Below are 22,274 nucleotides of genomic sequence, written 5' to 3'. Positions count from 1 at the left end.
ATGACTGAACCAATAAACACTACTGAAAAACGTGCGGTCATCCTGCTCTCCGGCGGCCTCGACTCGGCGACCGTCGTCGCGATGGCCAAGGCGCAAGGCTACAGCTGCTACACCATGAGTTTTGACTACGGTCAGCGGCATCGTGCTGAGCTGCACGCCGCCGAGCGTGTTGCGCGAGATTTAGGTGTGGTTGAACACAAAGTGATCGGCCTGAACCTGAATGGCATCGGTGGCTCCGCACTGACTGATAGCAGTATTGATGTACCTGAATCACCTAGCGAAGGCATTCCGGTGACTTACGTGCCCGCACGTAACACTGTATTTCTGTCGTTGGCGTTGGGCTGGGCTGAAGTGCTGGGCGCGCGTGACATCTTTATTGGTGTGAACGCGGTGGACTATTCGGGTTACCCCGACTGCCGTCCCGAGTTCGTCGAGGCTTTCGAGCGTATGGCGAATCTGGCTACCAAGGCCGGTGTAGAGGGGCAGGGCTTCCGTATCCTGGCGCCGCTGCAGAACTTGAGTAAGGCGCAGATCGTTCAGGAAGGTGTGAAGCTGGGTGTTGATTATGGGCTGACCGTTTCCTGCTATCAGGCCGACGATAAAGGCTACGCATGCGGTAAATGCGACAGCTGCCGCCTGCGTGCGGAAGGCTTTGCAACGGCCGGAATCAGTGATCCAACCCCTTATTTTTGATTTATTTCAAATTAGGTGTTGAATAGTCCTTAAAAATCAGTATTATACGCGCCACCACACAGCGGGTCGTTAGCTCAGTTGGTAGAGCAGTTGGCTTTTAACCAATTGGTCGTAGGTTCGAATCCCACACGACCCACCATTTTTACAGCAGTTTAGAAAATCCGGAAGGCCCACGAAAGTGAGGATTTCCGGGTTTTTTTTTGTCCGCGATTTGAGGTTGTTCAGTCGCCGGGCGGCGCTATGTGACGCAGGTCAGAATCATCTTTTGCATCCACGGGATATTCTGTAGCCTTGCGCAGCTTCACCGTTGTCCGTGCCTGATGAAACTCACTCTCCCGGCGGTACCCTCAAGGGTCCGGAGCCGGGTGTACACTCGACTTTCGCGCGAAAGCGCCCGCAGGTCTTGCGATCATGACGCAAATTTCCGAACGCCTTCTGGTTCAAGCCCACCTCGATGCCAAGCAGCCCAAGCCGCTGACGCCCGAGGAAGAGGCTCATTACCGCGCTGCCATTGCCGCCGAGCTTAAGGCTCAGGACGCTGTGCTGGTAGCGCACTTCTATTGCGACCCGGTGATTCAGGCTCTGGCCGAAGAAACCGGTGGCTGCGTTTCTGATTCGCTGGAGATGGCGCGCTTTGGCAATGCCCATCCGGCCAAAACTGTCGTTGTCGCCGGTGTGAAGTTCATGGGGGAGACGGCGAAAATCCTCAACCCTGAAAAACGTGTGTTGATGCCCACACTGGAAGCGACCTGCTCGCTGGACTTGGGTTGCCCGGTGGATGAGTTTTCAGCGTTCTGTGATCAGCATCCGGAGCGCACGGTGGTGGTGTATGCCAACACGTCGGCGGCGGTCAAGGCTCGAGCTGATTGGGTGGTGACCTCAAGCTGCGCGCTAGAGATCGTCGAAAGCTTGATGGATAACGGCGAAACCATCATTTGGGGGCCGGACAAGCACCTGGGCACCTATATCCAGCGCAAGACTGGCGCCGACATGCTGTTGTGGGACGGCGCCTGCATCGTTCACGAAGAGTTCAAGTCCAAGCAGCTCGAAGACATGAAGGCGCTCTATCCGGACGCGGCCATTCTGGTGCATCCAGAGTCGCCGACATCGGTTATCGAACTGGCCGACGCCGTCGGTTCCACCAGCCAGTTGATTGCAGCAGCGCAGAGTTTGCCGAACACGACTTTTATCGTCGCCACCGACCGCGGCATTTTCTACAAAATGCAGCAGCTGTGCCCGGACAAGGTCTTTATCGAAGCCCCTACGGCCGGTAACGGCGCAGCGTGCCGCAGTTGCGCACATTGTCCGTGGATGGCCATGAATACTCTTGAGCGGACGCTGAAGAGCTTGCGTGAAGGGACGAATGAAATATTTGTCGATCCGGCGTTGATCCCGCAAGCAATTCGGCCGTTGAAGCGCATGCTCGATTTCACTCAAGCCGCGCGGATGAAACTGGCGGGTAACGCTTAAAATCTGCCACGCCAGCGAGCAAGGGTGAGGGAAACTGCTCGCGATAGCGGTGTGTCAGTCGGCATTAGTCTCGACTGCAACGCGCTCTCCGCGAGCAGTCTGCCAGACGGGTTTTGCCGCCCACAATTATTTGCTCTTCTTTGGAATCCGTACTAACTGGGTATTGGAGTACATGTCATGCCAGCTGCGCTTCTGTTTATCGAACAGTGACCAGAAGAACCCAACGCCCATGCACAGCCATGATGCGATCGACACCACAAATCGCAACAGCGCTTGCCACAGGCTGATAGCCGAGCCATCGGCGTTCTGCACGCGGATGCCCCACACTTGCATGCCCAAGGTCTGACCGGACCAGGTCCAGAACTTGGCGAAGAAACCGAACAGCACAAACAGCATCACCGTCGAGAGCAATGGATCACCGTCCAGGGCCCCGGCTTCGGTGAGGGTGCGCATCTTGTCTTCACCGATGATCGCCATCTGGATCATCTTGTAAGCACCGCTGGTGACGATCAACAGGGCGGTACACAACAGAAAGTCATAGAACATCGCTGCCAGGCGACGACCCAGGGCGGCCGCGGGAAAGTCACCCTCGGGTTGGAGCAGGTGTTTCGACATGGCAGCCTCTGGATGAAAAAAGAAGCCATTTTACGGATTTGCGCGCATAAAAAAGCCCCCGATGTCAGCATCAGGGGCTTTTTCGTTACAGAAGATTAAGCTTCTGCCTGGACTTCGTCAGCCTGCATGCCTTTCTGGCCTTGTACGGCAACGAATGTCACTTTCTGGCCTTCTTTCAGGCTCTTGAAGCCGTTGCCCTGAATAGCGCGGAAATGCACGAACAAATCCGGACCGCTTTCTGGAGTGATAAAACCAAAACCTTTCTCGTCGTTAAACCACTTGACGGTGCCGCTCTGACGTTGGGACATTTCTTAATTCCTTTGACGCAAAAATTAATGGCAGTCTCCTTCTCATGAAAGAGTACTGGGGCTGGTTGCAGGAAAGTAAGAAGACGTCGAGCGGGATGTAGCTAACTTGTAGGCTACTGCCCAGGTCACGATTCCAAGCGACCCATGCAAACACAGTGAACAAACTCTACGCCAACTTCTGGAGAAAAAACAAGCCCCGTGGGGAGTCCGGTTTTACTCGGGTTACTGGCTATTAGTGTGTTCACTAGTGCGCTTAATCGAGAGCAGTGTTGGATTTTCTTCAACTGTTATAAGCCAGCTTGATCGTCGAAGGTCTGCACTGTTTTATGGCAGTTGCGTTACACATTAGTGCAGTGTTAACGCAACTGCGTTACGCAGGGAAACAGTTAATCAACCACGATAGTAGCGTTGTGGAACAAATGGCATTTTGCTTACAAGCAAAGGCACCTTTTTCCCACGAACAATCGCCCATACCGGGGTGTCTAGCGCAATGTAGGCGCTGTCGAGATAACCCATGGCCAGTGGGCCACCGAGGGTCGGACCGAAACCACCGCTGCAAACGCTGCCGATGATATCGCCGGCTTCGTTGACGATCTCTGCACCTTCACGCACCGGCGTGCGTTCCTGTGGTAACAGGCCCACGCGCTTGCGGCTGACTCCGTTTTGCTGTTGGGCAAATACTTTTTCAGCGCCAGGGAAGCCGCCAGCCCGGGCGCCATCGGCGCGTCGCGGCTTGGAAACGGCCCACAGCAGGCTCGCTTCGATGGGGGTGGTGTCTGTGTTCATGTCGTGGCCGTACAGGCATAGACCGGCTTCCAGGCGCAGGGAGTCACGAGCGCCGAGGCCGATGGCTGCCACTTCCGGTTCAGCCAGCAGGGCGCGAGCCAGAGCTTCGGCGTTGGCGGCCGGTACGGAAATTTCGAAACCGTCTTCACCGGTGTAGCCCGAGCGGCTGACAAAGCAGTCCACGCCCAGCAGCGTCACGCGAGTGAACTGCATGAAGGTCATTTTCGCCACGTCGGGCGCCAGGCGTGCGAGTGCCGTGACCGCAGCCGGGCCTTGCAGCGCCAGCAAAGCGCGTTCTTCAAACAGCGGTTCGACGCTGCACTGGTCGCCGAGGTGCTTGCGCAGGTGCGCCAGGTCCTGGTCCTTGCAGGCGGCGTTGACCACCAGGAACAGTTCGTCATTGCCCAGATTGGCGACCATCAAGTCGTCCAGAATGCCGCCGGTTTCGTTGGTGAACATGGCGTAGCGCTGCATGCCCACCGGCAGGTCGATGATGTCCACCGGCACCAGGGTTTCCAGTGCCTTGGCGGCGTTAGCACCGGTCAGGCGGATCTGGCCCATGTGCGAGACATCGAACAGTCCGGCCTGATCACGGGTGTGCTGGTGTTCCTTCATCACGCCCAGTGGGTATTGCACCGGCATGTCGTAGCCGGCGAAGGGCACCATGCGCGCGCCGAGTTCGATGTGCAGTGCGTGCAGTGGGGTTTTCAGCAATTGTTCGGTGGACATATTCAGCTCCTGAAAAAGTGTGCAGGTGCCAATGCGCGCGCATCAGCACTCGATAATATTGACCGCCAAACCGCCACGGGCGGTTTCCTTGTATTTGCTTTTCATGTCGGCGCCGGTCTGGCGCATGGTGCGGATAACCTTATCGAGCGAGACGAAGTGCTGCCCATCGCCGCGCAACGCCATGCGCACGGCGTTGATGGCTTTCACCGAGCCCATGGCATTGCGCTCGATACACGGCACTTGCACGAGGCCGCCAATCGGGTCGCAGGTCAGGCCGAGGTTGTGCTCCATGCCGATTTCCGCTGCGTTCTCTACTTGCTGCACAGTGCCGCCGAGCACTTCGCACAAAGCGCCGGCCGCCATTGAGCAAGCCACGCCGACTTCACCCTGACAACCGACTTCAGCGCCGGAGATTGAGGCGTTTTCCTTGTACAGAATGCCGATCGCCGCCGCGGTCAGCAGAAAGCGCACCACGCCGTCTTCGTTGGCCCCGGGAATGAAGCGCATGTAGTAATGCAACACTGCCGGGACGATCCCGGCTGCACCGTTAGTGGGCGCCGTTACCACGCGTCCGCCGTTGGCGTTTTCTTCGTTGACGGCCAGGGCGTAGAGGTTGACCCAGTCCAGCACCGACAGCGGATCGCGCAGGGCCGATTCCGGGTTTTTGCACAGTTGCCGATGCAGTGCCGCCGCGCGACGTTTGACCTTCAAACCACCGGGCAGAATTCCCTCGTTACGGCACCCGGCGGCGACGCAGTCTTGCATCACTTGCCAGATATTCAGCAGGCCGGCGCGAGTTTCGGCTTCCGAGCGCCAGGCGCTTTCGTTGGTCAGCATTACCTGGCTGATCGATAAGCCGTAGGTGGCGCAGTGGCCCAGCAGGTCCTTGGCGCTTTTGAAAGGGAAGGTCAGGGGCGTGGCATCTTCGACAATTCGGTCGGCACCGGCGGCGTCTTCATCGACGACAAAACCGCCGCCCACCGAGTAGTACTCGCGGCTGCGGATTTGCAGGCCCGCGGCATCGAATGCGCGAAAGATCATGCCATTGGGGTGGTAGGGCAATGGTTTGCGGATCATTGCCAAGTGTTCTTTCTCATTGAACGCAATGCTGTGTTCGCCGAGCAGGTTCAGGCGTGCGTTGCCGCGAATGTCTTGCAGGCGTGCGGCAACGGTTTCAGTGTTCACGGTGTCCGGGTGTTCGCCTTCCAGGCCGAGCAATACAGCCTTGTCACTGCCGTGTCCTTTGCCGGTGGCGCCGAGTGATCCGTAGAGTTCGATTTTGACGCAGGTAGTGGTGGTCAACAGCCCTTCACGGCGCAAACCTTCGGCGAAGCGCGCGGCTGCGCGCATCGGGCCAACGGTGTGGGAGCTGGAGGGGCCGATGCCAATCTTGAACAGGTCGAACACGCTTAACGACATGAGTGGTTCTCCGGTTTCTCGTTATAGGAATTCGCGGAATCTGGTGCAAGGCGCAGATCCCCTGCGGGAGCGGGCAGGCTCGGTTCCACAGGGGATACAGGGTGTTCTTGAAAGCGAGGGGCGAGCGAACCCGCCCTCTACATGTTCAAGCGTAGCTTTCGATCGATGGGCAGGCGCATACCAGGTTGCGATCACCAAACACGTTGTCGACGCGACCGACCGGTGGCCAGTATTTGCCTTCGATCAACGACGCGACCGGGTACACCGCTTGCTCACGGCTGTAGGGGTGCGTCCACTCACCGACGATTTCGGCGGCGGTGTGCGGTGCGTTTTTCAGTGGGTTGTCTTCCTTGTCCAGTGTGCCGTTTTCCACTGCGCGGATTTCGTCGCGAATGCGGATCATCGCGTCGCAGAAGCGGTCCAGTTCTTCCCTGGATTCGCTTTCGGTCGGCTCGATCATCAGTGTTCCGGCGACCGGGAACGACATGGTTGGCGCATGGAAGCCGAAGTCGATCAGGCGCTTGGCGACGTCATCGACGCTGATGCCGCTGCTGTCTTTCAGTGGGCGCAGATCGAGGATGCACTCATGCGCCACCAGACCATTGCTGCCGGTGTAGAGGACGGGGTAGTGCTCTTCCAGGCGACGGGAAATGTAGTTGGCATTGAGGATCGCCAGTTGCGACGCGCGCTTCAAACCCGCGCCGCCCATCATCCGGATGTACATCCAGGTGATCGGCAAAATGCTTGCGCTGCCGAATGGGGCCGCACAGACCGCGCCTTCCTTGCGCTCCATCTGGGCGTGGCCCGGCAGGAACGGTGTCAGGTGTGCTTTGACGCCAATCGGACCTACACCCGGACCGCCACCGCCGTGCGGGATGCAGAAGGTTTTGTGCAGGTTCAGGTGCGACACGTCGCCGCCGAACTTGCCCGGTGCGCAGAGGCCGACCATCGCGTTCATGTTGGCGCCGTCGATGTACACCTGGCCGCCGTGGTCGTGAATGATGCCGCAGATTTCGCGGATGCCTTCTTCGAACACGCCGTGGGTCGACGGGTAAGTGATCATCAGCGCAGCGAGGTGTTCACGGTGCTCGATGGCCTTGGCGCGCAGGTCTTCGATATCGACGTTGCCACGGGCATCGCACGCGGTGACGACGACACGCATACCGGCCATGTTGGCGGTGGCCGGGTTGGTGCCGTGGGCGGACGAGGGAATCAGGCAGATATCACGACGTTCATCGCCACGACTCTGGTGATAAGCCCGAATCGCCAGCAGGCCGGCGTATTCGCCTTGCGAGCCGGCGTTCGGTTGCAGTGAGATCGAGTCGTAGCCGGTGGCGGCGCACAGCATCGCTTCCAGCTCATCGGTCAATTGCTGATAGCCGGCGCTTTGCTCGGCTGGGGCGAACGGGTGCAGGGCGCCGAACTCAGCCCAGGTCACCGGGATCATCTCGCTGGCGGCGTTGAGTTTCATGGTGCATGAACCCAGCGGAATCATGGTGCGATCCAGTGCCAGGTCCTTGTCGGCCAGCTTGCGCAGATAGCGCATCAGCTCGGTTTCGGAGTGATAACGGTTGAACACCGGGTGGCTGAGGATCGGCGACTGACGAACCAGCGCGGCCGGCAAGGTGCTGACCACCGACGCGGCGAGGGCGTTGAAATCTGGCAGGTTTTTGCCGTCAGCCAAGAGTGCCCACAGGGTTTGCACATCGGCCTGACTAGTGGTTTCGTCGAGGGACAGGCCCAGACGTTCGCCATCGATGACGCGCAGGTTGATCTGCTGCGCGTGAGCCTTGTCATGCAGCGCCGCAGTGTGGACGCCGGTTTTGAGGGTCAGGGTGTCGAAGAAGCTTTCTTGCTCGACCGTCAGGCCCAGTGCGCTCAAGCCTTTGGCGAGGATCGCGGTCAGGTGATGAATGCGTGTGGCGATTTGGGTCAGGCCTTTCGGGCCGTGGTAGACGGCGTACATGCTGGCGATGTTGGCGAGCAGAACTTGCGCGGTGCAGATGTTGCTGGTGGCTTTCTCGCGGCGGATATGTTGCTCGCGGGTCTGCATGGCCAAGCGCAGGGCCGGTTTGCCGAAACGATCCACGGAAACGCCGACCAGGCGGCCCGGCATGTCGCGCTTGAACGCGTCTTTGGTGGAGAAATACGCCGCGTGTGGGCCACCAAAGCCCAGCGGCACGCCGAAGCGTTGGGCGCTGCCGATGGCGACGTCGGCACCGAACTCGCCCGGCGGGGTCAGGACGGTCAGGGCCAGCAGGTCAGCGGCTACGGCCACCAGCGCGTTGGCGGCGTGGAAGCGTTCGGTCAGTTCACGGTAGTCGAACACATCACCGTTGCTCGCCGGGTATTGCAGCAGGGCGCCGAAGAACGGCGTCACGTCGCTGAGTTCGCGTTCATCACCGACGACTACATCGATGCCCAGCGGCTCGGCACGGGTGCGCAATACGTCGAGGGTTTGCGGGTGGCAATGCACGGAAGCGAAGAACGCGTGGCTGCTCTTGTTCTTGCTCAGGCGCTTGCAGAACGTCATGGCTTCGGCAGCGGCGGTGGCTTCGTCCAGCAAAGACGCGTTGGCGATCGGCAGGCCGGACAGGTCGCTGATCAGGGTCTGGAAGTTCAGCAGCGCTTCGAGACGACCCTGGGAAATCTCCGGTTGGTACGGGGTATAAGCGGTGTACCAGGCCGGGTTTTCCAACAGGTTGCGCAGAATCGGCGATGGCGTGTGCGTGCCGTAGTAACCCTGGCCGATGTAGGTCTTGAACAGCTGGTTTTTACTGGCGATGGACTTGATCAACGCCAAGGCATCTGCTTCGCTCAGGCCGTCTTCGAGGCCGAGCACGCTGGTGCCTTTGATGCTGTCCGGGATGACGCTGGCGCTCAGGGCTTCCAGGGAGTCAAAGCCGAGGCTGTTGAGCATCGCTTGTTCGTCGCCTGCGCGCGGGCCGATATGGCGCGCGATGAATTCGTTGGCGGTCGTCAGGTTGACTTGAGTCATGTCGGCGCTCCTCAGGCTTGGGCGTTAGCTTTGATCAGACGGTCGTAAGCGTCTTGATCCAGCAATTGGGCAACAGCCGAGGCGTCGGTTGGCCGGAAGCGGAAGAACCAGCCTTCGCCCAACGGATCTTCGTTGACCCGTTCGGGGCTGTTGTCGAGTGCCGGGTTCACTTCCAGAACGTCGCCGTCCAACGGCATGTACACGCCGCTGGCGGCTTTTACCGATTCCACGGTGGCGGCTTCAGCGCCTTTTTCGTAAGCCTGAAGCTCAGGCAGTTGCACGAACACCACGTCGCCCAGGGCGTTCTGCGCGAAAGCGGTGATACCGACCGTGACGGTGCCGTCAGCTTCGGTACGCAGCCATTCGTGATCTTCAGTAAAACGCAATTCGCTCATGGAAACTCCTAAGGGGGCCAGACTCGTCTGGTGGACGCGATTGAATACGTGGGCAAAAGCCCTGATGGAGGGGCGCTGCTTTTCAATAAGCATTAGCAATATTGCGGCCAATGTTAATAAATTGTTTTAAATCAATGATTTAAGTATTTTTTAGGGATGAGCGAAACCAGCGCTTGTAGCGAAATCGCTACAGCCAGAAGCCAAGAAAAAAGCGTAATGGGATCAAAGCCTTGCACAGCGGTGATCCAAAGATCGTGTAGCGATATCGTTCCGCTGTAGCGCTTTCAGTACAGATGAAGGTCGCTTCTAAGTACGGTGGTTCTGGTGTCACAGACCCTGTGCGGATGTTCATGAAACGGGCGCGTTACGGTTTATTGGGAATACCGTATTTGCGCAACCGATGGGCAATCGCGGTGTGAGAGGTTTGCAGCCGATTGGCCAGTTGGCGGGTCGAGGGATAGCTGGCGTAAAGTTTTTCCAGCAGGGTTTTCTCGAAGTCATCCACGGCCTGTTCGAGGCTATCGACGTCGCTGTCACTCTGGCGTGCCACGGAGGTGCCGGCGATGTCGAGGTCGCCGATGTCCACCAGGCTGCTTTCACAAATCGCAGCTGCACGGAAGATTACGTTTTGCAATTGCCGCACGTTGCCCGGCCAGCGGTTGCCCAGCAGTGCCGGGTAAGTGCCCGGCGCCAGGCGGCAGACCGGGCGCTGGATTTGCGCGCAGGCCTGCTGCATGAAGTAGCGTGCCAACAGCAGAATGTCCTGGCCGCGTTCGCGAAGCGGTGGGACTTCAACGTTGAGCACGTTGAGGCGATAGAACAGGTCTTCACGGAACGTGCCTTCGCTGACCATTTTTTCCAGGTCGCGGTGGGTTGCGCTGAGGATCCGCACGTTGACCTTCACCTCACGATCGCCGCCGACCCGGCGGAAGCTGCCGTCGTTAAGGAAACGCAGCAGTTTGGCCTGCAAGTACGGTGACATCTCGCCGATCTCGTCAAGAAATACCGTGCCCTGGTTGGCTAACTCCATAAGCCCGGGTTTGCCGCCCCGTTGGGCGCCGGTGAACGCGCCGGGTGCGTAGCCGAACAGTTCGCTTTCGGCCAGGTTTTCCGGCAGTGCCGCACAGTTCAAGGCCAGGAATGGCGCACTGTAGCGCGCACTGATGGCGTGACAAGCCCGCGCCACCAGTTCTTTGCCGGTGCCGGTTTCGCCCTGGATCAACAACGGCGCATCCAGGGCCGCCACGCGCTGGGCGCGAGCCTTGAGGGTACGAATGGCGGCAGATTCGCCGAGCAGTGCATCGAAGCCTTCGGCATGGTCGTGGTGCAAGGCCGACAGTTGTTCGCCGATGCGATTCGGTTGATACAGGGTGAGCAGGGCGCCAGCGTCGGTAATCGGTGTGGCGTCCAGTAACAAGGTCTGACCGTTGACGGTGATTTCGCGCAACGGCAGACGAAAGCCGTTCTCCAGCAACGCATCGAGCAATGCGGGGTCGGAAAAAAGCTCGGCGACGCTTTCCCCCGCCGGTTCGCGTCCGTACAGGGCAATCAGCGCCGGGTTGGCCAGTAATATTTTGCCAGCGCTGTCCAGGGCCAGAACCGGGTCCGTCATAGCGGCGAGCAAGGCGTCGAGCTGCAAATGGCGACGCTGGCCGGGCAGGATGTCGACCACCGTCACCGCTTGCACGCCGCGGACGCTGAACAGCGCATCGCGCAGTTCTTCGAGCACTTGCGGGCTGAGTGTCGGGGCATCTATGTAGACGTTGGGCGGCACCATTTCCACCGCATCCAGATTGAGATTGCGCCCACCGAGCAGGGCCAGGACTTCCTGGGTAATGCCAACGCGGTCGATGAAACTGACGTGGATACGCATGGGGCGGTTTTGGGTTCTGGAGTGCGGAGGGTGGCAAGTATGCCTTGGAGAAGGGCGGTAGGTGAAATCCGCGAGGATGATCGTTCCCTGGCGAGCGGGAACGATCCGCGCTCAGTTATTCCAGGTGTTCGGGGTTTACCGGGTCACCCGACTTCATATTTAGCTGCACCCGAACATCTTCAAACATCGCATCGTAATGTTTGTGTATGGAGCCAATGCTGCTGTGAGTCTTGGGAATGCCGTGCTGCTCGGCGATTTTCGTCACGTTGCTGGCGAAGTTATAGGCCTGATCCTTGGGCAGGAAGAACGACTCTTTCATCGCGGTGCCCTGAATGATGCCATGCACCGTGAACGCCATCCCTTTGCCGTCCTTGGGATCCTGGGTGACTTCATAGTCGATGCACACGTTGTAGCTGACATCGTCATCGGTCAGCGCGTGGCGCTCGATGTGTACGTGACCGGGTTCGAATGTGGCCATAAGCGTCTCTCCTTCGAAGGCATTGGACAACGACAGACCCCTGGCCTGCCTCGGAGTTTCTTTTTAGCAGTAGGTAATGCCCCGTGTCGCCGTGCTGATGCGGGTGCCGATGCCGGACTTGCCCTGGACGATGGCTTCGATGTCCGAGAGTGAACCGATCACCGCGACTTTGCCAGTGTGGCGGGCAAACTCGCACGCGGCCTGAACCTTGGGCCCCATGGAGCCCGCGGCAAAGCCAAGTTGTTCCATGGCGTCCGGGTGGGCCTGGGCGATGGCTTTTTGAGTCGGTTTGCCGAAGTCGATGAAGGCCGCATTGACGTCGGTAGCGATCACCAGCAAGTCGCACTCAAGCTGCTCGGCCAACAGTGACGAGCACAAGTCCTTGTCGATGACCGCTTCCACGCCTTTGAGCTTGCCATCGTCACCGTACAGGGTCGGAATACCGCCACCGCCGGCGCAAATGACGATGCTGCCTTTTTCCAACAGCCACTTGATCGGACGGATTTCGAAGATACGTTTGGGTCTTGGGCTGGCCACCACGCGCCGGTATTTATCACCGTCCGGAGCAATCGCCCAGCCTTTCTCGGCGGCGAGCTTTTGCGCCTCTTCTTTGCTGTACACCGGACCGATAGGTTTGGTCGGGTTCTGGAACGCTGGGTCTTTGGCATCGACTTCGACTTGAGTCAGCAGGGTCGCGAATGGCACCTCGACGTCCAGCAGGTTGCCCAGTTCCTGTTCGATGATGTAGCCGATCATGCCTTCGGTTTCGGCACCGAGCACGTCCAGCGGGTAAGGCGAAACGGCCGTGTAGGCCGCCGCTTGCAGCGACAGGAGGCCGACTTGTGGGCCATTGCCGTGGGCGATGACCAGTTGGTTGCCAGGGTAAATCTTGGCGATCTGTTCGGTGGCAACACGGATGTTGGCGCGTTGATTGTCCGCGGTCAGGGGTTCACCACGGCGGAGCAGGGCGTTACCGCCCAGAGCAACGACGATACGCATAATGCAGTCCTTTCAGAAAAGGGAACGGGCACGATGATCGTTCCCACGGTCCCCGTGGGCATGCCGCCCGGGACGCTCCGCGTCCCATGTGACGCAGAGCGTGGGAACGATCATCGTGAAGGTCCTTAGATATCCGCCAACGCCGACACCAGGATTGCCTTGATCGTGTGCATGCGATTTTCCGCTTGCTCGAAGGCGATGTTGGCCGGTGATTCGAAGACTTCTTCCGTCACCTCAACGCCCCCGGCCAGGTTGGGGTAGCGAGCGGCGATGTCTTTGCCGACCTTGGTTTCGCTGTTATGGAACGCCGGCAGGCAGTGCATGAACTTCACGCGCGGGTTGCCCGAGGCTTTCATCATTTTGGTGTTGACCTGGTACGGCAGCAGTTGCTCGATGCGCTCGTCCCACGCTTCCACCGGCTCACCCATCGACACCCAAATGTCGGTGTGGATGAAGTCCACGCCTTTGACCGCTTCGAGAGGGTCTTCGGTAATGGTAATGCGAGCGCCGCTTTCTTCGGCGAAGGCTTTGCACTGAGCGATGAAATCATCGTGCGGCCACAGGGCTTTGGGTGCGGCGATGCGCACGTCCATGCCGAGTTTGGCGCCGATCATCAGCAACGAATTGCCCATGTTGTAGCGCGCATCGCCGAGGTAGGCGTAGCGGATGTCGTGCAGCGGTTTGTCGCTGTGTTCGCGCATGGTCAGCACGTCGGCGATCATTTGGGTCGGGTGAAATTCAGCGGTCAAGCCGTTGAACACCGGAACGCCAGCGAACTTGGCCAGCTCTTCGACTATTTCCTGTTCGAAGCCACGGTACTCGATGGCGTCGAACATCCGGCCGAGTACACGGGCGGTGTCTTTCATGCTTTCTTTGTGGCCGATTTGCGACGACACCGGGTCAATGTAGGTGACGTGAGCACCCTGGTCGTGGGCCGCCACTTCGAACGCGCAACGGGTGCGGGTCGAGGTTTTTTCGAAGATCAGTGCGATGTTCTTGCCTTGCAGGTGTGGACGCTCGGTGCCGGTGTACTTGGCGCGCTTGAGGTCGCGGGACAGGTCAATCAGGTAGTTGAGCTCTCGAGTGGTGTGGTGCATCAAGCTCAGCAGGCTGCGGTTGCGCATGTTAAAAGCCATTTTGGATCTCCTTGGGTTTCGGTTATCCGCCTGCATCACGCTTTATAAACGCGACGCAGGGCATACGAATTAATAGTCGATGGGGTCGCGAATGATCGGGCAGGTCATGCAATGGCCGCCGCCACGGCCGCGTCCGAGTTCGCCGGCACTGATGGTGATGACTTCCACGCCGGCCTTGCGCAGCAGGGTGTTGGTGTAGGTGTTGCGGTCGTAGCCAATCACCACGCCCGGCTCCAGGGCCACGACGTTGTTGCCGTCATCCCATTGCTCGCGTTCGGCGGCGAAGCTGTTGCCGCCTGTTTCGACGACCCGCAGGGCCTTGAGATTGAGGGCGGCGGCCACGGTGTCGAGGAAGTTAGTGTCTTCGCGGCGGATGTCGATACCGCCCGGCTTGCTGTCGTCGGGGCGCAGGGTGAAGGCGACGATCTGCGTGACGACTTCAGGGAAAATCGTCACCAGGTCGCGGTCGCAGAAGCTGAACACGGTGTCCAGGTGCATCGCTGCGCGAGATTTCGGCAGGCCGGCAACGATCACTCGCTCAACGGCGTTGTGCTTGAACAGGTTCAGCGCCAGTTGGCCGATCGCCTGACGGGAAGAGCGCTCGCCCATCCCGATCAATACCACGCCATTGCCGATCGGCATCACGTCGCCGCCTTCGAGCGTGGCGTTGCCGTGTTCCTGATCCGGGTCGCCATACCAGACTTGGAAGTCGGCGTTGGTGAACTCGGGGTGGAATTTGTAGATGGCGCTGGCCAGCAGGGTTTCCTGACGGCGCGCCGGCCAGTGCATCGGGTTCAGGGTCACGCCACCGTAGATCCAGCAGGTGGTGTCGCGGGTGAACTGGGTGTTGGGCAGCGGCGGCAGAATGAAGCTGGAGTGCCCGAGGAAGTCGCGGAACATCTCGATGGTCTTGCCGCCGAAACTGGTTGGCAGGTCATCGGCCGACACGCCACCGATCAAGAATTCGGCGGCCTTGCGCGGCTCGAGGCTGCGAATCCAGGAGCTGACTTCATTGACCAGGCCCAGGCCCACCGAATTGGCGGTGATCTTGCGTTGCACAATCCAGTCCAGCGCTTCAGGTAGTGCAACGATGTCGGTCAGCAGGTTGTGCATTTCCAGCACATCGACGTCGCGCTCGCGCATTTTGGTGACGAAGTCGAAGTGGTCGCGCTTGGCCTGGGCAACCCACAGCACATCGTCGAACAGCAGTTCGTCGCAGTTGTTCGGGGTCAGTCGCTGGTGAGCCAGACCTGGGGAGCAAACCATGACTTTGCGCAGTTTGCCGGCTTCGGAATGTACGCCGTACTTAACTTTTTCCGTGGTCATTACAGTGATCCTCCAGATAACAAATCAGTCAGGTGTTACAGGGTCAGGAAACCGGCATACAGCCCGTAAGCAGCCACTAGGGCACCGACGACGACGGCCGCGAAAATCAGCTTCTCGACAGGGGTGAAAACGGGTTTGCCCACTTCCATCTTGGCTTTGGCGAACAGGATTGCGCCGGGGGCATAGAGCAGCGCGGAGAGCAGCAGGTATTTGATACCGCCGGCATACAGCAGCCAGACCGCATAGATCACGGAGATGGCGCCGATCATCAGGTCTTTTTTGCGCTCGGCCAGGGCGTTTTCATAACTCTCACCGCGCACGGCCAGCAGCAGCGCATAGGCGGCCGACCACAAGTAGGGCACCAGAATCATGGAGGTCGCGAGGTAGATCAGCGACAGGTAAGTGCTGGCGGAAAACAGGGTGATGATCAGGAACACCTGAACCATGGCGTTGGTCAGCCACAGAGCGTTGGCGGGCACATGGTTGGCGTTTTCGCGACGCAGGAACGCCGGCATGGTGTGGTCCTTGGCGGCGGCGAACATGATCTCGGCACACAGCAGGACCCAGGACAGCAGGGCGCCGAGCAGGGAGATGATCAGGCCAATACTGATCAACACTGCACCCCAGTGACCGACCACGTGTTCGAGTACGGCGGCCATCGACGGGTTCTGCAGTTTGGCCAATTCGGGTTGGGTCATGATGCCCAGCGACAGCACGTTCACCAGCACCAGGAACAGCAACACGGTGATGAAACCAATCACCGTGGCTTTACCCACATCGCTGCGTTTTTCGGCGCGGGCCGAGAAGATGCTCGCGCCTTCGATACCAATGAACACCCATACGGTGACCAGCATCATGTTGCGCACCTGGTTCATCACGCTGCCCAGGCTGATGTTTTTGCTGCCCCAGATGTCGGCGGTGAAGATGTCCAGTTTGAAGGCGAACACCGCGATCAATACAAACAGGAGCAATGGCACGACCTTGGCGACGGTGGTCACCAGGTTGATGAACGCGGCCTCCTTGATCCCGCGCAGGACCAGAAAATGCACGGCCCATAACAACACTGACGAACCGATCACTGCCGCAACGGTGTTGCCTTCGCCGAAAATCGGGAAAAAGTAACCGAGCGTGCTGAACAGCAGCACGAAGTAGCCGACGTTGCCCAGCCAGGCACTGATCCAGTAACCCCAGGCGGACGAGAAACCCATGTAGTCGCCGAAACCGGCTTTGGCGTAAGCGTAGACACCGCCGTCCAGATCAGGCTTTCGGTTAGCGAGGGTTTGAAAGACAAAGGCCAGGGTCAACATGCCGACGGCGGTAATCGCCCACCCAATCAGCACGGCGCCGACGTCGGCACTGGCGGCCATGTTTTGCGGCAAAGAGAAGATCCCGCCACCAATCATTGACCCTACAACCAACGCCACTAGTGCGCCGAGTTTCAGTTTTCCGGGTGATTCAGACATGGCGTGACTCCAGTGCAGGAGAAGAGAGGCAACAGATTAAATCTGTTCGCTGTTCAATCAGCTGACATAGATCAGTGCATGAGTACATTCCATTGCTAATGAAAGACTTATGAGTTATTTGCGGACATAACTGTTGTGCCGAAAAAGCCCGGTTCAGAAGGGCTGGCCAAATTAGGCAGGCATTATTGGTAGGGTATGGCGCCTTGAAGCTAGTTTGTTTTGAAGTTTTAGCAAACTTTTGATCTGTGTTTTTAATACAGAGTTGATGTGTTAGGTGTGACGTAAAAAACGGCTGCTTGAATTTATGTCTTCGATGGACCGCTCATATATAAGAAGTGGTGGGTCAGTATTAATTAATAAACGTTTTTGTTCGTTGTCTGTTAGTTAAAGCACAACTCTGTGACCGTTTGGCGGCGCTCGTCGCACCCCGCTCACAGAGGTAAATAGGGCGGTCGATGGCGCACGCGGTGCTACTGAGCGGGCGTGGCGAAACCGACGAGCGCACTAAAGACCTGTTGATCGGTAGCCTCGGCCGGGTGACGCGATGTGGCTGCTGCATGCCGGCGAGGGTCACCACCATTGCGCGCGATGGGAACCCAACTCCCCGGCCGCAAGCATCCACTGCAACGGCGTCCCGGTTATTTTCAACGGCGCCTGCAACCGACGCGCCGGGCCCCAGGTTGTCTGCTCAACCAACACGCCTTGATCGTCCTGATCTTCCGCCCGCAAAGGTTCATGCGTCCCGGCCCCCTTCTCGATCAACAGCTTCGCTGTGCGTGCCAGTGACAAACGCGCCGAACCGCCGTGCCCGCTGTTCAAACGCTCAGCCAGCAACGTCACGACACTGGCCGCCATCAAATACCCGGTGGCGTGATCCAGCGCCTGCACGGGCAGCGGCGTGGGCTTGTGCGCTTTTTGCCACTGCTGACCGGCTTCGGCGATCCCGCTGCTCATCTGCACCAGGCTGTCGAAGCCGCGACGGTTTTGCCATGGGCCGCTCCAGCCGTAGGCGTTGAGGCTGACATCGATCAGGCCGGGGGCTAGTTGCTGGCGCTCACTGGCGCTGTACCCCAGTCGCTCTAACGCATCGGCGCGGTAGCCATGGAGCAAAATGTCAGCCTCCCTGAGCAAGCTTTCAAACACCGCGCGATCAGCTTGGTCGTGTAGATCGAGCCGAGCACAGCGTTTACCCAGTGTCACTTCAGGCACCACGCCTGGCTCGTTCCAGGTCGGTGGGTCGATGCGCAGCACGTCGGCGCCGAGGCCGGCGAGGAAGCGGCTGGCTATTGGGCCGGCGAGTACCCGTGTCAAATCCAGCACCTTGATCCCTGTCAGTGGTCGAGCGACCGAACCTTGCCACGGTTTGGCGTCTTGACGCGTGCCGGTGGCGAACTGAATCAGCGGCTCGGCATTCACCGCAATGCCTTGGGGGTGGGACTGCCACTGTGCCCAGGTACGCATCTCGGCGGCGCAGCCACCGGCATTGACGATGGCGTGTTCCAGATCGGTCTTGGCCCACTTCGTCACCTGACTCGCCATCGCGGCGCGGTCGGCACACGCCCCCAGAATGGTTTCGGCCGCCGCGCGGTGATGGGGCGCGTTGGTGTGCAGGCGGATCCAGCCGTCCTTGGCCGCATAATCGCCAGCCACGGGGTCCCACAGTGGTGGCACGCTCCAGCCCTGCGGGCGAATGGAGGTGGCGAACCAGAACGAAGCCAGGCGGCGGTTCACTTCAAGCGTGGGCAAGCGGCCCGTTTGCTGATGCAGCAGTTCACTGATCGCTTGGCCGGCGGCCGCAATGCTGGCGCAGGCCAGGTCGGTGACGGCGAACGCCGAGGGCAGGGCGCCGCTCGACGTGAAAGGTATTTGAGTGTGAGGTAAGCCGAGTGCGGCTTGAATGGACGTGAGTAAATCAGTCATTGAAGGCCCTCCGGAGCGAGAGGGCGATGATAGATCAAAAATCTGCGAGGCCGGATGAATGATCGTCCCCAGACGGCGCGTGGGAACGATCAACCGCTACACCCGGAATTGATCCATCAGTTTCATCTGGTGGGTGGCCAGGGCGTTGAGTCGGCTGCTGATCTGCGCCGATTCGGTGGCCTGTTCGGTCAGCGTTTCGGTGACGGTGCGGATCGCCGAAACATTGCGATTGACCTCTTCGGCGACGGCGCTTTGCTGTTCGGCAGCGCTGGCGATTTGCAGGTTCATGTCGCTGATCACGGTGACGGCGTCGCTGATCTTGGCCAAGGCCTGGACCGCTTGCTGGATCTGCCCGGCATTGCTGTGAGCCTGGGTCTGGCTTGAATGCATGGTGGCGACCACGCCGCGAGTGCCAGTCTGAATGCGTTCGATGACGAGGCGGATTTCCTCCACCGAGTCCTGGGTGCGTTTGGCCAGGTTGCGCACTTCGTCGGCCACCACCGCAAAGCCGCGACCGCTCTCGCCGGCACGGGCCGCTTCGATGGCGGCGTTAAGGGCCAGCAGGTTGGTTTGTTCGGCAATACTGCGGATCACTTCCAGCACTGAACCGATCTGCTCGCTGTTCACCGCCAGGGCTTCGACTTCGGTCACGGCTTTACTGACTTCGTTGGCCAGTTGATTGATGTTGTGGGTGCTGCGTTCGATGATTTGCATGCCATCACGAGCCGACTGATCGGCGCCTTTGGCGGCATTGGCCGCGTTCGACGCACTGTTGGCGACATCGTGGGCGGTGGCGCTCATTTCGTTGGACGCAGTGGCCACTTGGTCAATTTCGCGGAACTGCACCTGCATGCCTTCGCTGGTCTGCCGGGCGATTTGCGAAGACTGGTCAGCGGTGCTCCGGGCGTCGGTGATGCTTTGCTTGATCTGCCCGATGGTCGGTTGCAGCTTGTCGAGGAAGCGGTTGAACCAGCTCACCAGTTCGCCAAGTTCGTCGCGCTTGGTGTAATGCAAGCGCTGGGTCAGGTCGCCGTCGCCACTGGCAATTGCCTTGAGCATTTCAGCCACGCTGTTGATCGGTCGGGTGACGCCAGAGGCGGTGAGCCAAATCAGCAACAAGCCGACGAGCCCGGCGATGACGGCCACCAGTACGGTTTTGAGGGTGCCGCTGGCTTGAGCTTCATCCAGTACGGTTTGCAGCCTCAGCGAATCGGCCAGCAGCACGTGTTTTGGCAGGTCGATCACCACGCCCCAGGCCCTGGAGTCGCTGATCGGGCTGACCGGGTACACCGCGCGGATCAAGTCACCTTGTTCAAGAATTTTCGGGGTGCCAATGCCGAGCAATTGCAGGACATCCTTGCCATCGGCACCCAGCGTCTCGGCGATACTTTTACCGACCTTGGTGCCGTCGCCGCTGTAGCCCGCGAGTACACCACTGCCGGAGACGATCAGCATGTGCCCGGCGCCATTGAACAACTCTCGTTGGGAATCCACGGCGGCGGCTTGCAGCGCGTCGAGAGCAATGTCCACACCGACCGCGCCAATGGCTTTTCCGTCTACCAGCAGCGGAACGGAAATAGTCGTCATCAGCACTTCCTTACCCGCCACGGTGTCGGCATACGGGTCCAGCAAGCAGGTGCGTTTGTTGTCGCGAGGGCAGGTATACCAACTGTTATAGGGCGTGCCGCTGACGCTTAAGGTGGTTTTGGTCATGTCGTCTTCGACCATGACTGTATTGATTCCTGCCCCGCCGGAACGGCTCCAGTAGCTGGCAAAGCGTCCGGCGCCGTTGGATTGCCGAGCCGCATCATTGGCAAACTCGCTGTCCTTGCCGTCCAGGCCGTTGGGCTCGAACGCGAGCCAGATGCCCAGCACTTTGCCGTTGCGTTCGAAGGTGGTTTTCAGGCTCTGGTTCAACTCCTCACGCAGGGCGCCGGCGTCCAGTGAGCGCTTACTCGCCATGGTGCGCAGGTCCTTGACCTGGTCGGCCAGGGCGGTTACCACCAGCAGGTTCTCGCCGAAGGTCTTCTGCACCCGCACCGCTTGCTCAGCCGCTTTGGCCTGGAGCAGGTTCTGCACGCTGTCGGTGAGCATTTTGCTGCTGGAGGCGCTGACCAGTTCATCGTTGCGATTGGTCTGGTACATGTTCATCCCGACGATCAGGGCAACGACGCCCAGCAGGCACAGCCCCGACAGCAGGACGATTTTCAGGCGGATGGACAGAGAATCGAACATAGGGCGAACTCGCTAATGGGTGGGGTGTTGGCCAAGAGTCGGGAGCGCTCCCGCTTGCCAAGTCCATTCAGCGCCATCCTTGAACCATCGGCGTGGCAGAAGGCTGCATGAGGTAAAACGGATGAGTGGTCCGCTTAAATGTTTGCGCATGCGTGCAGGGTGCCAAGGCTGGCGCTGCAGGCGACCCGGTCTTTCAGGACGGTCGAGGCAAGGATTCTGGGCGCGACCAAATCCACAGGTTGCCCAGGCTCATGCCGGCAATGGCCAGGTAAATCGGCCAACCGTGCTCAAGCATCATCAGCATCAAGCCTGCGCACAGCAGCATGCTGACGGTGGCGCTGACCTTGGCCCGGCGCGCGATGACTTTACCGTTACGCCAGTTCCACAGGATCGGCCCGAACACACGATGGTTTTCCAGCCATGCACTCAGGCGTGGCGAGCTTTTGGTCGCGGCCCAGGCGGCCAGCAAGATGAACTCGGTGGTTGGCAGGCCCGGTACGATGATCGCTATCAGGCCGATGCCCAGGCTGACGTAGGCCAGCAGGCCAAACAGTATTCGGGCGAGTTTGGAGGCGGCGAGGTGAGGCATGGGAGTAATGTTGACCAGTGTGACGCACGATCGGCAAGTGTTGATTGAGTCTGGCGGGTGTACACAGATCCTTTGTGGACGCTGGCTTGCCTGCCACCGCAGGCAAGCCAGCGTCCACTGGGATTGAGTGTTGTCAGGCGAGTTCTGGGGTGTAAGCCCGTTCAAGCAACACGGTGAAGCGGTTGAACGCAGCAACAGCCGCTTGCTCTATTTCAGCTTCTTCCTGAGCGCTGAACGCCAGTGCGTCGAGGGTTTTGACGAAGCTTTTCCAGCCTTCGGCGCGTCCCCCGGCCGGTTCGCCGAGGTGGCGGGCGCCGAAGGTGTCGCTCAAGCCGAGGCCGACGGCACGCTTGATCAAAAATGCCGCGCCCAGCTTCGAGCCTTCGGAAACGAATAACCAGCCCAGTGCAGCAGCTTTGGTAGGATTTTTCACTGCGCCGGCGACCGATGCCGGGACCTCGGTGTGCAGATCGGCCAAGTCAGCCTTGGCTGCTTCGGCGCGGCAGCGTGCGGGTAAGTCCGGGACAATGGCCGTGAGCGCGGCATCGTTGTACAGCGACGCCAGTTCTGATTGAAACAAGTATTGGGCAACCACAAAACGGGCGAAGTTGGCCTGGGTTTCGAAAGGCGCATGGGCTTTGACCAGGGTATCGAGTTTGGCGTGCGGCTCGTTAGTGATCTGGTTCAAGCGTTGCGAGCGCAGGGCCGGGCGCTGAGCAGTGTCCTGAGAAGTCATGAAAAGTCCTTGAGAAATAGAGGTGCGTGGTAACGAGACGAATAAGAAGAGGCCTGACAGTAAAAATCCTCACGGCGCGCCATCGGATCATCGCGCCGAGAGGTGG

At 59.4% G+C, this 22,274-nt stretch carries 17 protein-coding genes, 1 tRNA gene and 2 pseudogenes; 3 read left to right on the top strand and 17 right to left on the bottom strand.

Going from position 1 to position 22,274, the window contains the following annotated elements; all coding sequences use genetic code 11:
- The 3 genes from queC (at position 1) to nadA (ending at position 2,163) form a co-directional block, all read left to right on the top strand.
- A complete protein-coding gene (gene queC, locus RHM68_RS19035) occupies positions 1–693 on the top strand; it encodes a 7-cyano-7-deazaguanine synthase QueC (protein WP_322217804.1) in 693 nt (230 codons plus the stop codon).
- A gap of 63 nt (positions 694–756) precedes the next feature.
- Positions 757–832, top strand: a tRNA-Lys gene (locus tag RHM68_RS19030).
- A gap of 272 nt (positions 833–1,104) precedes the next feature.
- Positions 1,105–2,163 (top strand): quinolinate synthase NadA, encoded by a 1,059-nt coding sequence (gene nadA / locus RHM68_RS19025; RefSeq protein WP_322217802.1) that lies wholly within the window; start codon positions 1,105–1,107, stop codon positions 2,161–2,163.
- Positions 2,164–2,289: 126 nt separating this feature from the next.
- On the opposite strand, the gene RHM68_RS19020 is transcribed toward nadA, so the two are convergent.
- The 17 genes and pseudogenes from RHM68_RS19020 to RHM68_RS18945 form a co-directional block, all read right to left on the bottom strand.
- Positions 2,290–2,778, bottom strand: a complete 489-nt coding sequence (locus tag RHM68_RS19020) for an RDD family protein (protein WP_322217800.1) — start codon at positions 2,776–2,778, stop codon at positions 2,290–2,292.
- 95 nt (positions 2,779–2,873) lie between these two features.
- Positions 2,874–3,086 (bottom strand): cold-shock protein, encoded by a 213-nt coding sequence (locus tag RHM68_RS19015; protein WP_003175786.1) that lies wholly within the window; start codon positions 3,084–3,086, stop codon positions 2,874–2,876.
- Between the two features lie 390 nt (positions 3,087–3,476).
- Positions 3,477–4,601, bottom strand: coding sequence for a glycine cleavage system aminomethyltransferase GcvT (gene gcvT, locus RHM68_RS19010; protein ID WP_322217780.1), 1,125 nt, complete (start codon positions 4,599–4,601; stop codon positions 3,477–3,479).
- 42 nt (positions 4,602–4,643) lie between these two features.
- Positions 4,644–6,020, bottom strand: a complete 1,377-nt coding sequence (locus tag RHM68_RS19005) for an L-serine ammonia-lyase (RefSeq protein ID WP_322217778.1) — start codon at positions 6,018–6,020, stop codon at positions 4,644–4,646.
- A gap of 145 nt (positions 6,021–6,165) precedes the next feature.
- On the bottom strand, positions 6,166–9,018 hold the full coding sequence (gcvP, locus tag RHM68_RS19000) for an aminomethyl-transferring glycine dehydrogenase (RefSeq protein ID WP_322217775.1): 2,853 nt from the start codon (positions 9,016–9,018) through the stop codon (positions 6,166–6,168).
- A gap of 11 nt (positions 9,019–9,029) precedes the next feature.
- On the bottom strand, positions 9,030–9,413 hold the full coding sequence (gcvH, locus tag RHM68_RS18995; RefSeq protein WP_322217773.1) for a glycine cleavage system protein GcvH: 384 nt from the start codon (positions 9,411–9,413) through the stop codon (positions 9,030–9,032).
- Positions 9,414–9,777: 364 nt separating this feature from the next.
- Complete coding sequence (locus RHM68_RS18990) at positions 9,778–11,286, bottom strand: sigma-54-dependent transcriptional regulator (RefSeq protein ID WP_322217771.1); 1,509 nt, start codon at positions 11,284–11,286, stop codon at positions 9,778–9,780.
- A gap of 115 nt (positions 11,287–11,401) precedes the next feature.
- A complete protein-coding gene (locus RHM68_RS18985; RefSeq protein WP_322217769.1) occupies positions 11,402–11,764 on the bottom strand; it encodes a DUF5064 family protein in 363 nt (120 codons plus the stop codon).
- Between the two features lie 63 nt (positions 11,765–11,827).
- Positions 11,828–12,763, bottom strand: a complete 936-nt coding sequence (gene arcC / locus RHM68_RS18980; protein WP_322217767.1) for a carbamate kinase — start codon at positions 12,761–12,763, stop codon at positions 11,828–11,830.
- Between the two features lie 125 nt (positions 12,764–12,888).
- Positions 12,889–13,899 (bottom strand): ornithine carbamoyltransferase, encoded by a 1,011-nt coding sequence (locus RHM68_RS18975; protein WP_322217765.1) that lies wholly within the window; start codon positions 13,897–13,899, stop codon positions 12,889–12,891.
- Between the two features lie 69 nt (positions 13,900–13,968).
- Entirely contained in the window at positions 13,969–15,225 is a 1,257-nt protein-coding gene (gene arcA / locus RHM68_RS18970; protein WP_322217762.1) for an arginine deiminase, read from the bottom strand.
- A 35-nt stretch (positions 15,226–15,260) separates the two neighbouring features.
- Positions 15,261–16,688 carry an arginine-ornithine antiporter gene (gene arcD / locus RHM68_RS18965; protein WP_322217760.1) on the bottom strand — a complete coding sequence of 476 codons (1,428 nt, stop codon included), beginning with the start codon at positions 16,686–16,688 and terminating at the stop codon, positions 15,261–15,263.
- A 570-nt stretch (positions 16,689–17,258) separates the two neighbouring features.
- Positions 17,259–18,608: a CoA transferase gene (locus RHM68_RS18960; RefSeq protein WP_322217757.1), complete on the bottom strand. Its 1,350-nt coding sequence runs from the start codon at positions 18,606–18,608 to the stop codon at positions 17,259–17,261.
- 96 nt (positions 18,609–18,704) lie between these two features.
- Positions 18,705–19,247 (bottom strand): annotated as a pseudogene (locus tag RHM68_RS26810) (methyl-accepting chemotaxis protein); the annotation flags it as partial.
- Positions 19,248–19,610: 363 nt separating this feature from the next.
- A pseudogene (locus RHM68_RS26805) lies at positions 19,611–20,570 on the bottom strand (chemotaxis protein); the annotation flags it as partial.
- Between the two features lie 466 nt (positions 20,571–21,036).
- The gene (locus RHM68_RS18950; protein ID WP_322217752.1) at positions 21,037–21,432 is read right to left on the bottom strand and encodes a YbaN family protein; all 396 of its coding nucleotides are present in this window, start codon (positions 21,430–21,432) and stop codon (positions 21,037–21,039) included.
- 133 nt (positions 21,433–21,565) lie between these two features.
- Positions 21,566–22,168 (bottom strand): biliverdin-producing heme oxygenase, encoded by a 603-nt coding sequence (locus RHM68_RS18945; RefSeq protein ID WP_322217750.1) that lies wholly within the window; start codon positions 22,166–22,168, stop codon positions 21,566–21,568.
- Positions 22,169–22,274: the final 106 nt, after the last annotated feature.

Source organism: Pseudomonas sp. DC1.2, assembly GCF_034351645.1.
Taxonomy (GTDB): Bacteria; Pseudomonadota; Gammaproteobacteria; order Pseudomonadales; family Pseudomonadaceae; genus Aquipseudomonas.
Note: the sequence above shows the minus strand (reverse complement) of the source record. Positions and strands in the feature narration are given on the sequence as shown.